The 11,225-nt window shown below is 67.7% G+C and carries 11 protein-coding genes; 2 read left to right on the top strand and 9 right to left on the bottom strand.

What is annotated here, in order from left to right; translation table 11 throughout:
• Nucleotides 1-7: 7 nt before the first annotated feature.
• A complete protein-coding gene (locus tag ASG92_RS09265; protein WP_082579407.1) occupies nt 8-490 on the top strand; it encodes a hotdog fold thioesterase in 483 nt (160 codons plus the stop codon).
• Between the two features lie 58 nt (nt 491-548).
• On the opposite strand, the gene ASG92_RS09260 is transcribed toward ASG92_RS09265, so the two are convergent.
• From ASG92_RS09260 to ASG92_RS09240, 5 genes are all read right to left on the bottom strand, one after another.
• Nucleotides 549-1,115 carry a dihydrofolate reductase family protein gene (locus tag ASG92_RS09260; protein WP_056627014.1) on the bottom strand — a complete coding sequence of 189 codons (567 nt, stop codon included), beginning with the start codon at nt 1,113-1,115 and terminating at the stop codon, nt 549-551.
• Nucleotides 1,116-1,187: 72 nt separating this feature from the next.
• Nucleotides 1,188-1,409: a hypothetical protein gene (locus tag ASG92_RS09255; RefSeq protein WP_056627013.1), complete on the bottom strand. Its 222-nt coding sequence runs from the start codon at nt 1,407-1,409 to the stop codon at nt 1,188-1,190.
• Nucleotides 1,406-2,623 carry an inorganic phosphate transporter gene (locus ASG92_RS09250; protein ID WP_056627011.1) on the bottom strand — a complete coding sequence of 406 codons (1,218 nt, stop codon included), beginning with the start codon at nt 2,621-2,623 and terminating at the stop codon, nt 1,406-1,408. The genes ASG92_RS09255 and ASG92_RS09250 overlap by 4 nt, the downstream gene beginning before the upstream one ends.
• Before the next feature lie 208 nt (nt 2,624-2,831).
• Nucleotides 2,832-3,338 (bottom strand): HAD domain-containing protein, encoded by a 507-nt coding sequence (locus ASG92_RS09245; RefSeq protein ID WP_157372161.1) that lies wholly within the window; start codon nt 3,336-3,338, stop codon nt 2,832-2,834.
• A 169-nt stretch (nt 3,339-3,507) separates the two neighbouring features.
• Nucleotides 3,508-4,377: a universal stress protein gene (locus tag ASG92_RS09240; protein ID WP_056627007.1), complete on the bottom strand. Its 870-nt coding sequence runs from the start codon at nt 4,375-4,377 to the stop codon at nt 3,508-3,510.
• A 238-nt stretch (nt 4,378-4,615) separates the two neighbouring features.
• Between ASG92_RS09240 and ASG92_RS09235 the strand changes: the two genes are divergently transcribed.
• On the top strand, nt 4,616-7,012 hold the full coding sequence (locus tag ASG92_RS09235) for a phosphoketolase family protein (protein ID WP_056627005.1): 2,397 nt from the start codon (nt 4,616-4,618) through the stop codon (nt 7,010-7,012).
• A gap of 49 nt (nt 7,013-7,061) precedes the next feature.
• On the opposite strand, the gene ASG92_RS09230 is transcribed toward ASG92_RS09235, so the two are convergent.
• The 4 genes from ASG92_RS09230 to ASG92_RS09215 all read right to left on the bottom strand — a co-directional run bounded on the left by ASG92_RS09230 (nt 7,062) and on the right by ASG92_RS09215 (nt 11,092).
• On the bottom strand, nt 7,062-7,736 hold the full coding sequence (locus ASG92_RS09230; RefSeq protein ID WP_056627003.1) for a hypothetical protein: 675 nt from the start codon (nt 7,734-7,736) through the stop codon (nt 7,062-7,064).
• 120 nt (nt 7,737-7,856) lie between these two features.
• Nucleotides 7,857-8,294, bottom strand: a complete 438-nt coding sequence (locus ASG92_RS09225; RefSeq protein WP_056627000.1) for a VOC family protein — start codon at nt 8,292-8,294, stop codon at nt 7,857-7,859.
• A gap of 108 nt (nt 8,295-8,402) precedes the next feature.
• Nucleotides 8,403-9,077 (bottom strand): response regulator, encoded by a 675-nt coding sequence (locus ASG92_RS09220; RefSeq protein WP_056626998.1) that lies wholly within the window; start codon nt 9,075-9,077, stop codon nt 8,403-8,405.
• A complete protein-coding gene (locus ASG92_RS09215) occupies nt 9,074-11,092 on the bottom strand; it encodes a DUF4118 domain-containing protein (protein WP_082579406.1) in 2,019 nt (672 codons plus the stop codon). Before ASG92_RS09215 ends, ASG92_RS09220 begins: the two co-directional genes overlap by 4 nt.
• Between the last annotated feature and the right edge of the window lie 133 nt (nt 11,093-11,225).

Genomic DNA, 11,225 nt, shown 5'->3' with positions numbered 1-11,225 from the left:
AGTTGGCATGATGGACAATTTCACGCCCGCCCGGTCCGCCGACGAGGCGCGGTTCAAGGATGAGCTGGTCGACGCCGGGATCCCCGAACACCTCCATGATTGGCTCGGCGAGTTCGGCGTCGGCGCCCTGGTGGTGAAGATGGGGATCCGGTTCCTGGAAATGAGCCCCGAGCGGACGGTGGCCACCATGCCGGTGGAAGGGAACACCCAGGTGGCAGGAATCCTTCACGGCGGTGCGCACGTGGTGCTCGCGGAAACGCTGGGCTCGTTTGCGGCCGGAATGCATGCCGGACCCGGGCGCCAGGCACTCGGCATCGAGGTTGGCGCGACCCACCATCGGGCCATCGCGGCCGGCACCGTGACCGGGACCTGCACGGCCATTCATCTGGGGCGCACGCTCGCCACGCACGAGATCGTCATCACCGACGAGCAGGGCCGCCGGCTGTCGACGGCCCGCATCACCAACCTCATCCGGGACATCAGCGCGTAGGGGCTAGCCGGGGCGGAAACCCCGTCCCGGCCAGGCCCCGGCTTAGCTGGGACGGCGTTTAGCCTGGGACGGCGTTGCCTGGGACGGGGCCGAAACGGTACCGGAGCTCCACGATCCCCCGCCCCTGGGTGCGCGATTCCACCAGCTCAAGCGGCGGCGTCGGGCCTTTCAGGGGAAGCAACCGCTTCCCGTCACCGAGCACCACGGGGATGACCGAGACGATCAGTTCATCCAGGAGCCCGGCGCCGGCGAACTGGGCGGCAAGGTCGCCGCCGCCCACCACCCAGATGTTCTTGCCGGCGGCGTCCTTCCTGAGGTCATCGATGAATTCGCTGACGTCGCCGCGCACGAACGCGATGTCGGCGCCGGGCGGAGCAGCGAACTCATGGTGCGTGAAGATCCAGCAGGGCGTACCGGGGTAGGGCCAGTTATCGGGTTCGTGGTCCATGAGCCACTGGTATGTGGTCCCGCCCATGGCGATGCAGCCGATGCCGGACATGAAGGCTTCGTAGCTTTCCTTGCCGCCTTCGAAGCCGTCGAACTGCAGCAGCCACGCAAGATCGTCATCCGGGGTGGCGATGAAGCCGTCGAGGGAGGACGCAACGTAATACTGGACACTGGACATGGCCCAAGCCTAGCGATTCCGGTTCCGCGTTCCCAGCGTTGTTCCCGGCGTTCGCACCCCGGCCGGGGCCGGTCAGCCGCTGAAGTACGGGATGATCAGGTAGAGCCCGAACAGCACTGCGAGGCTGCACACGGCGAAGCACGTGTAGGCCAGCGAGCGGAGCCAGCCGGGCGCCGTGGTCCGCTGGTCGCCGGCAATGGCGGTGAGGCGTACGCCGAGGGAATAGAGGACCACTACCGTCACTGCGGAAACCAGCGTGGCTCCGCCTACGGTGAGGAGTTCCAACCACTTCATCGCTGTGTATCCTTTGACTCGTTTGCCTTGGCGCGCGCCCTGGCGAGGGCCTTCTTTTTCGCGAAGCGGACGGCCTGCCCGGCTTCCTCGACTTCAACGGCGTTGTGGTGGCCGACCTGGGACTTGCGGGAAACCAGGAACATGTAGAGCACGGCGCCTGTGCCCGCAACGGCGGCGATGACCACGCCCACAACACCGGTCTTGACGAGCAGCGCAGTCAGGGCGCCCACGATGCCGGCGGCGGGCAGGGTGAAGAGCCAGCCGAGGGCGATCTTCCCGACCATGCCCCAGCGGACGGACGTGCCTTTGCGGCCCATCCCCGATCCGATGACGGACCCGGAGGCCACCTGCGTGGTGGACAGCGCGAAGCCCAGATGTGACGAAGCAAGGATGGCGGACGCCGTGCTGGTCTCCGCTGCGAAGCCCTGCGCGGGCTTCACCTCGGTCAGCCCTGCCCCCATTGTCCGGATGATGCGCCAGCCGCCGGCATACGTGCCCACGGCTATGGCCAAGGCGCAGGAGGCGATGACCCAGATCTGCGGACCCGAGCCGGGACGCTGGCTGCCGGCCGCAATGAGGACCAGCGTGATGATGCCCATGGTCTTCTGCGCGTCATTGGTTCCGTGAGCGAGGGCCACGAGGCTGGAAGTGAAGATCTGGCCGGTGCGGAAGCCCCCGCGCTTCTGGGTGAGCTTGCTGCCGGTCTCCGGATCATGCCGCGAGGTCAGGGCATAGGCCAGGCGCGTGCAGACGTAGGCAACGATCCCGGCGATGAGCGGGGCAAACACTGCCGGAAGGATGACTTTCTGGAGGAGGGTCTCCAGATTCACGGAGTTGAACCCAATGCCCGCGATTGCGGCCCCGATGAGTCCACCGAAGAGTGCGTGCGACGAACTTGAGGGCAGCCCCTTGAGCCAGGTGATCATGTTCCACAGAATGGCGCCCATGAGGCCGGCAAAGATGATGTCCGGTGTTATCTGGACGCCGTCGGAGCCTTCGCGGATGATGCCGCCGGAAACCGTTTTGGCCACTTCTGTGGACAGGAACGCTCCCACGAGGTTCAGGATCGCCGCCAGGGTAACTGCAGTCTTCGGCTTGATGGCACCCGTGGCGATGGGCGTGGCCATCGCATTCGCGGTGTCATGAAAACCGTTCGTGAAGTCGAAAAATAATGCCAGCGCAATGACCAGCGCCACCATGAAGGTGATATCCACCTGTTGCCCAATCTGCAGAGTCGACGTTCAGCGGTTCCACTTCCCCTGCCTGCACAGCATAGTTCACCGGAAGTTAATACGGCGGGAGTTGCAAAGCTGCAGAACGGGCTTGAAACCCTATAGATCGTACGCGCCTTGGCCATGAGGTCAAACCTGCGCACTCAACCTGGTTGCGGGCTCAGCCCGGCGGGATCCGGCGCGGGTGTTGTCACGGCGGACCTTGGGCGAAGATCCGGATGGCCTCGAGCTCCTGCGGCGACAGGCCGGTCCGCGGGTCGGGTGACACCAGCAGGGCCCGCGCTCCCAGAATCCGCGCCCAGGCCTGGGCCCGGCCCTCGTAGGCGAGCTGGTCGTCCACCCAGATGATCCGCTCAGGACCGGTTATGCTCACGTCGGCCTGGATGGCTTCCAGCTTCCACCACTCCGCGCCGCTTCCCGCGCCGTCCGCGGTGAGCACGGGCCACCGGCTGCCGTTGAGTCCCGTGGCCGGGCAGAGGATGGCCGGGGCCAGCTCCTCCCAGCTGGTCAGCCACACGCATCTCAGACCAGGCACCGGTACCAGCCGGTTCAGGTCCTCCACCAGCTCCACCGCGTACGCCACCTCGAGCATTCCGGCGTACGCGTACCGCCAGGCGGTGCCCCACGGCGTTCCGCCGGTCGCGCCGAAAGGACACACCACGCCGTCCACGTCCAGATACAGTGAGACATTTCCCACGGCGTTCCCTCCGGAAGCCCACACTACGATTCTGCGGCCCACGCTACGGAACGGGTGTCCGGACAGGCAAGGGGCCGCCTTCACTTAGGCGGCAGGTTCACGCGGCAGGCAGCAACACGAACCACCTCCCCGTTGAGGCGGCTACGCATTGCTGCCGTACGGCAGTCCGCTACTCCTCGTGGTGGACCTTACGCACTCTGGTGACGACCGTGGGGCACGGCACGCGGGTCAGGACCGCGTGCGCCGTCGAGCCGAGCATGAGCCTGCTGAAGCCGCCCCGTCCCCGGCTGCCGATCACCAACATCCGGGCATCCGCCGCGATCTCAACGAGCGCCTTGGCCGGGTCCGTGTCACTTTCGAGCCGCTGGTGCACCACGAGGTCCGGGTACCTGTCCCCCAGCCCGGCCACGCTTTCGGCCAGAACAACCTTCTCTTCCTCTTCCATGACCTCGGCCAGTTTGCTGGCCGGCAGTCCCCGCTGGACCCATCTGGCGGGGTGCCGGAAGGCCAGCACCGCTGTCAGTTCGTCCCCTTCGCGGTCTGCCTCGGCGGCAGCAAGCGCAACGGCCTGGCTCGACTCCTCAGAGCCGTCCACGCCCACAACAACTCCCCGCCGTTCCGCCACCGGGGCGTGCGGAATGACCGCCACGGGGCTGTCCGAGGCGGTGACAATCTGCAGCGCCCGGTCGGTCATGGGCCCGCCGTCGGCCCAGTACCTGTCGTGTGATCCGATGACCAGCATGGACGCGTCCCTGGACATCTCCTTCAGCGCCAACGCGGTGCCGCCATGCCGCAGCTGGATCTCGACGTCGACGCCGGGTGCCTGACTGGCGGCGTCCTGCTGCACCTGCCGCAGGAGCTGCAGGGCAGATTCCTTGATCACCTCGTGGTACTGGAATTCCAGCGCTATCCGCCGGTCATCCACGGCATGCATGGCGATGACGGGAAGCTTGAGCCGGGCTGCACGGTTGAGGGACCACGCCATTGCGGCCTCACTGCCGGCCGACCCGTTGACGCCGACGACGATTGGTTTGTTCATTTCGGAAACCTGCTCTGCTCCATCGCACTGCTTTGCTTCATCGCACAGCCCCGTGACCAGCAGGCCGAAAGACCGCTGATACCTTCATTCTCCTCCGCAGGACGCTGCGGGCGTAAGGGCCTTACGCCCCGGGCTCCGACGCCTTTCAACCACCGTGCGGATTCCGGGATCGCGCCCATTTCCTCCCGAGTAGACTGTGCCCGTCAGCGCTGTAGCAGTACCGACGAGAGGCACTTGCATGGGCAACACCGAGGCAGGCCAGGCAATCTCCGCCGAAGACCTTGAGCTGCTGAACCGGTACTGGGCTGCGGCGAACTACCTGACCGTGGCCCAGATCTACCTCCAGGAGAACCCGCTGCTCAGGGAGCCGCTGGAGCCGGGCCACATCAAGCCGAGGCTGCTGGGGCACTGGGGAACCGGGCCGGGCCTGTCCCTCGTGTACGTGCACCTCAACCGGCTGATCAGGAGGACGTCCGCGGAGGTCCTGTTCGTCGCGGGCCCGGGACACGGCGGCCCGTCCGTGGTGGCGAACGTCTACCTCGAAGGCACCTACTCCGAGATCTACCCGGACGTCGGGCAGAACGTTGCCGGCCTGAGGCGGCTGGCGCGGCAATTTTCGACTCCCGGCGGCGTGGGCAGCCATGTGGGGCCTGCCACCCCGGGCTCCATCCATGAAGGCGGCGAGCTGGGTTATTCGCTCATGCACGCCACCGGGGCGGTCATGGACAACCCCGGGCTGATCGCCGCCTGCGTGATTGGGGACGGCGAGGCGGAAACCGGGCCGCTCGCAGCATCCTGGGGGGCGCCGTTCTTCCTCAACCCGGCACGGGACGGCGCCGTCCTGCCGATTCTGCACCTCAACGGACACAAGATCTCAGGACCCACAGTGCTCGGCCGCCGCTCCGACGACGACGTGGAAGCCCTGCTGCGCGCGCACGGCTGGGACCCGGTAACGGTTTCCGGGGACCGGCCCGGTCCCGTCCACCGGGCGATGGCCTCGGCCGTGGACGGCGCGTATGCCGCCATCCGGGGAATCCGGGAGCAGGCCCGCAGCGGCGGCACCGCGGACGCTGTCCGCTGGCCCGCCATCATCCTGCGGACACCGAAGGGGTGGACCGGTCCGGAATCCGTGGACGGCAACCCGGTCGAGGGAACCTTCCGCTCCCACCAGGTGCCCCTCTCCGGCGTCAAGGACAATCCGGAGCACCTGGCCCTGCTTGAACAGTGGATGCGTTCCTATAAGCCGGAAACCCTTTTCGACGACGGCGGCCGGCTCGTGCCCGAACTGGCAGCCCTCGCGCCGGAGGGCCGGCTGCGGATGGGAGCAGTGCCCCCGGCCAACGGCCAGCCGTCCGTCCCGCTCGTGATCCCCGACCTCGGGCGGTATGCCGCCCACCCCGGCGAACGCGGCTCCACCAGCAGCGAGACCACCAAACCCCTGGGCGAACTGTTCCGGGACCTTTACCGCAACACGGAGGACAACCCCCGGTTCCGGCTCTTCTGCCCCGACGAGACCAACAGCAACCGGCTGGGCGCCGTGTTCGAGGCCACCGACCGGTGCCTCCTCCTCCCGCCCCGCGGCAGTGACGCCGCGGATGATCATGTCTCGGCAGACGGCCGGGTCATGGAGGTACTCTCCGAGCACCTGTGCCAGGGGTGGCTGGAAGGCTACCTGCTGACCGGAAGGCACGGGTTCTTCGCCAGCTACGAGGCGTTCGCAATGGTCAGCGCATCCATGACCGTCCAGCACGCCAAGTGGCTGCAGCACGCCCGCGAACTCGAATGGCGCTCACCTGTTCCGAGCCTGAACATCCTTCTGACGTCCACGTGCTGGCGAAATGACCACAACGGGTTCAGCCATCAAGGTCCGGGCCTGATCGACACCGTGCTTTCCCTGTCGGGTGAAGTGACCAGGATCTACCTCCCGCCGGATACCAACACTCTGCTGGTTGCGGCGGAGCACGTCCTGCTCAGCACGGACTACGTCAACCTCGTGGTGGTGGACAAGCAGCCCCACCCCCAGTACCTCACCCTCGAGGAAGCACGTGCCCATGCCGACGCCGGGGCATCCCGCTGGGCCTGGGCCGGGAATGAGGACCCGGGCGACACCGCCGACCCGGACATCGTCCTCGCCTGTGCCGGGGACATCCCCACCGAGGAGACGCTGGCGGCCGCGTGGCTCGTTCAGCGCCACGTCCCCGACGCCCGGGTGCGCGTGGTCAACGTCATGGACGCCATGGTCCTTCCGCCCAGGGACACCCACCCGCACGGTCTCGACGACGGGACGTTCAGTTCGCTGTTCACGGACAGCTGCGATGTGATTGTGGCCTGGCACGGCTACGCCCGCTCGTTCCACCAGCTGCTGCACGGCCGTCCGAACCCGGAACGCTTCCACGTCCGCGGGTACAGCCAGCAGGGAACCACCACCACGCCGTTCGACATGGTGGTGGTCAACCGCATGAGCCGCTACCACCTGGCCGTGGAGGCGCTCCGGCGGATGCCGCGGCAGCTTCCCGGCGCAGAAGCGCTCACGGACCACTGCAACCGGCAGCTGGACGCCCATGCCGAGTACATCCGCGAGCACTTTGAGGACCTTCCCGAGATCCGTGAGTGGGTCTGGACGCCGCCGGGCTAGGCCGGCAACCCACGTTCAGGCCGCACGGCTGTCCGGGTCCCACCGCCGTTCACGTCGCGGCCGTCGGCCCTGCCCCGAGCATCCGAGCGACTTTCTCCTCGAGTGCTGCCCGAGTCGCATCGGGCAGCACAATCAGGCCCTCCAGCTCGTGCCGTGCGCGTTTGTACGCCGTCTGCCGTTCGGCGGGAGTGGCAGCGTCATCTTCGGCGATCCGCAGCAGCTTCCGTGCCTTTGCAAGCTTCTGGCGTTCGTCTGCCGAAAAGTTGCTGTCCCTGATGCGCCGGGCTTCCCGCTCAGCGATGTCGAAGGCGACCTCGAAATTGCGCACAGCGGCGCGGTATTCGTCCAGGCGCGTCCTGCTGCCCAAGCCGGCAGGATCTGCAGGCCGCAGCCCGTCGGCTTCCCGCTTGGCGCGCAGAAACGCCACCGTGAGGGGTTCCCGGACATCCGTCATGACCGGAAAGTCGATGAGCTTACCCACGTCCAGCTCGTAGTCCAGCCAGCGCCGGTTGACGTCATCGTGTGCGGCCAGCAGCGCAGCAACCTCGGCTTCACCTGCCTGCTCCGCGGAGAGTGCCTGGTTCCGGAGCCGGTAGAGTTCCATCCTGCGCTGGTGCCGGCGTTCGCTTGCGTTCGACCACGCCTTGCTCCAGCCGCCTACGATTCCGCTCAACGGAAATATGAGCCACCAGAAGTGGCCTATGAAGTCAAGAATGGGCTGCACCCGTCCATAGTCGCACCGCCCCGCACGCACCTCAAGGGACGGGCAGCGGCCGAGGAACCCTACCGCTGCCTCGCCGGAGACGGCGACAGGACCGTCGCCCCCATGACCTCGATCGGATCGCTAGGAAGCAGGAGCCGCCTGCCCGCCCTGGGCGTTGACGTTGACCAGCCACGCGATGCCGAACTTGTCAGTGCACATGCCAAAGATGTCGCCCCACGGCGCCGTTGCCATCGGGACGGTGACGGTGCCGCCATCGCCGGACAGCTTGTCGTAGTAGCCGCGCAGTTCGCCCTCGTCCTCTCCGCTGAGCGACACGGAGATGTTGTTTCCGGGCGAGTAGTCCATGGAGCTGGGAGTGTCAGCCCCCATGAGAACGAAGCCTTTGTCCGAGGTCAGCATCCCGTGCATGATCTTGTCCGCCTCGGCCGGGTCCTCGCTGGCGTGGAACTCCGCGAAGGTGCTCAGCGCCAGCTGGCCGCCAAAAACGGACTGGTAGAAGTTCAGGGCCTCACGGGCATTGTCACGGAAGCTGATGTACGGGTTAAGCAGTGTGGACACGATCGGTTCTCCTTATGCGGCGGAACTTGTGTGGCGGAACTGAAACACTACACATGTTGCCCCAATCCGACTCGTGTTCATAGGGGTTCCCCGGGATGCCCGGCAGTGTCAGGGCCGGAAGCGGTAGCCGATTCCGGCCTCGGTCAGCAGGTGGCGCGGATTGCCGGTGTCCGCTTCGAGTTTGCGCCGGAGCTGGGCGATGTAGACCCGCAGGTAGTTGGCTTCCTTCGCGTAGGCAGGACCCCACACGGTCGACAGGATCTGCTGCTGCGTGATGAGCTTTCCGGGGTTGCGGACCAGCAGTTCCAGGATGCTCCATTCGGTGGGGGTCAGCCTCACCGACTCGCCGTTCCGGGTGACCACCCGCTGGCCGAGGTCCACGGTGAACTCCGCCGTGGTGACCGTGGGTGCCTCTGCGGTGTCCGGAGCACGGCGCAGCAGCGCACGGAGCCGGGCCAGGAGTTCCTCCAGGCCGAACGGCTTGGTGATGTAGTCATCCGCCCCGGCATCCAGGGCATCGACTTTGTCGGCTGACCCGTGCCGCGCCGACAGCACCAGCACGGGCGCACTGCTCCAGCGGCGGAGTTCCCTGAGCACGGCTGCCCCGTCCATATCGGGAAGTCCGAGGTCCAGGACCACCAGGCCGGGCGGGTTGCGGGTGGCCGCCAGCAACGCCGAGCGGCCGTCCGGCGCGGTTTCCACGCTGTATCCGTGCGCCTGCAGGGTGATCCGCAGGGCCTTCAGCAGGTGGGGATCATCGTCCACCACGAGGATGCCGGTCACGGGGCGGCCTCCGCAGGATGGTCCGCTGTTCCGCCGGGCGCCGCAGCAGCGGAGGTGGCGGAGACCGGGCCACCGGAGCCCGCTCCGGTGGAGATGCCGGTCGACAGCGGCAGCCGGATGACCATGGTCAGGCCGCCACCGGGGGTCTCCTGCGCCGTCAGGCTCCCGCCCATCGCGGCGACGAATCCCTTGGCAACCGCCAGGCCCAGGCCCACTCCGGTGGTCTGGGGAATGTCGTCGAGGCGCTGGAACGGCCGGAACATTGCCACCACGTTGCTGGCCGGCACGCCGTTTCCGTGATCAATGATCCTCAGCTCGCCGGAGGGATGACCGTCCAGCGTGGCCGTGCTGAGGCCTCCGGCGGCCCCGGCGACAGTGATGTCGGACCCCGGCGCGTACTTGACGGCATTTTCAACGATGTTGGCGATGACACGTTCAAGCAGGCCCGGGTCGGCGTCCACGGCCGGCATGTTGGGCGGCAGGTCCACCCGGACGGTGCCGGCAGGCAGGCCGCGCAGGGCCGGAGGAAGCACCTCAAACCACCGGACCGGCCTGAGCAGCGGCCGGACTGAATCGGCGGTAATCCGCGACATGTCCAGGAGGTTCCCCACGAGGACGTCGAGGCGGTCGGTGCATTCATCGATGGTTTCCAGCAGCTCTTTTTGTTCGCCCGGCGTGTACGTGACTGCCGTCTGCAGGAGACCGCCCGCGGCCAGCTTGATTCCCGCCAACGGCGTCCGCAGGTCATGGGACACGGCCCGCAGAATGGCTGTGCGCATCGTGTTCCCCTCTGCTAGCCGCAAAACCTCCAGCCGGCTGGCGGCCAGCTGCTGGCGCTCCAGCTGGGCCATCACGTGCACCGCGAAGGCTCCCAGCAGCCTGCTTTCCGCGGCCGGCACCGTGCGGCCGAAGAGCACCAGCCAGGTGGCGCCGTCGATCGGTTCCACCGTGTGGCCGGCGAAGTCCCGGCCTTCGCGCTCCCGTTCCGTCAGTTCCCCGGCGCTCGCAAGCAACCGCACGTTGTGGTCTGCGCCGTCCCCCGGGTTCCCCCGGGTGCGGTGGCCGCCGGCAAGGTTGCCGGCGGCACTTGAGCCGGCTGCGGCAGCGAACCCGCCAGTGCCGGTGAATACCGCCGCCGCACGCGCCCCGAAGACGTCCAGCGCCTGCTCCAGCAGGCTGGCCACGGTGTCCTCCGAGCGGGTCGCGCCGCGGGTCAGGTCGCCCAGCGTTGCCGCCTCGGCCCGGGCACGGGCGGCTTCCTTGGAGCGGCGGGCGGACTGGTCCACCACACCGGCCACAGCCACGGACACTCCGACGAACACGCCAAGGGAGAGCAGGTCCTGGGGGTCGTGGATGGCGAGGTCGCCCAGGGGCGGCGTCGAGTAGTAATTGACCAGCAGGCTGCTCCAGAGCGCGCCGGCGACGGCCGGCCACAGGCCGCCGACCAGGGCGACGGCCACGGCGCCGGCAAGCTGGAGCAGGACGGCGGTGGCCACGCTGTGGTCGAAGGCGGCCAGCAGCAGCTGCATGAGGACGGGAACCGCGGCTGCGAGGGCGAACCCGACGCCCACGCGGACCCGGCCGAGATCCCGCTGCCTTGTTCTGCCCGTGCCGCGGCCGGCCTGGGGATGGGGCACCACCTGGACATCGATGTCGCCGGCTCCCCGGACAATCCGGGCCTCCGCGCCGCCGCCGGACACGAGCGCGGCCATCCGCTTGCTGCGGGCCTGGCCAACGACGATCCGGGTGGCGCCGACGTTCGCGGCAAACTCGAGGAGTGCCCGGGCGGGTTCCGGCGCCGCGACGGTGTGGTAGCTGCCGCCCAGCTCAACTATGAGCCGGCGCTGGGCTTCGAGGGCCTGGGGCGATTCGCCGGCGACGCCGCCGGCGGAACGGACGTGCACCGCGATCAGCTCCCCGTCCCCGGAGGCGCCGAGGAGCCTGGCCGCACGGCGGATCAGGATCTCCCCCTCGCCGCCACCGGCCAAGCCAATGACAATCCGTTCCCGTGCCATGACGCCATTCTTTCACCAGTGCACGCTCATTGGCCCCGGCGGTTCAGCCGATGGGCAGCCGCCGGTATGGGGTGCCTCACACCGGCGTTAAGGATCCGTCAAGATACCGCCCAAACCGGGCGGGCCCCGATGG

Origin of the sequence: Arthrobacter sp. Soil736 (assembly GCF_001428005.1) — a bacterium.
In the GTDB taxonomy this organism is placed as follows: Bacteria; Actinomycetota; Actinomycetes; order Actinomycetales; family Micrococcaceae; genus Arthrobacter.
This window is presented reverse-complemented; position numbering and strand designations above follow the sequence as displayed.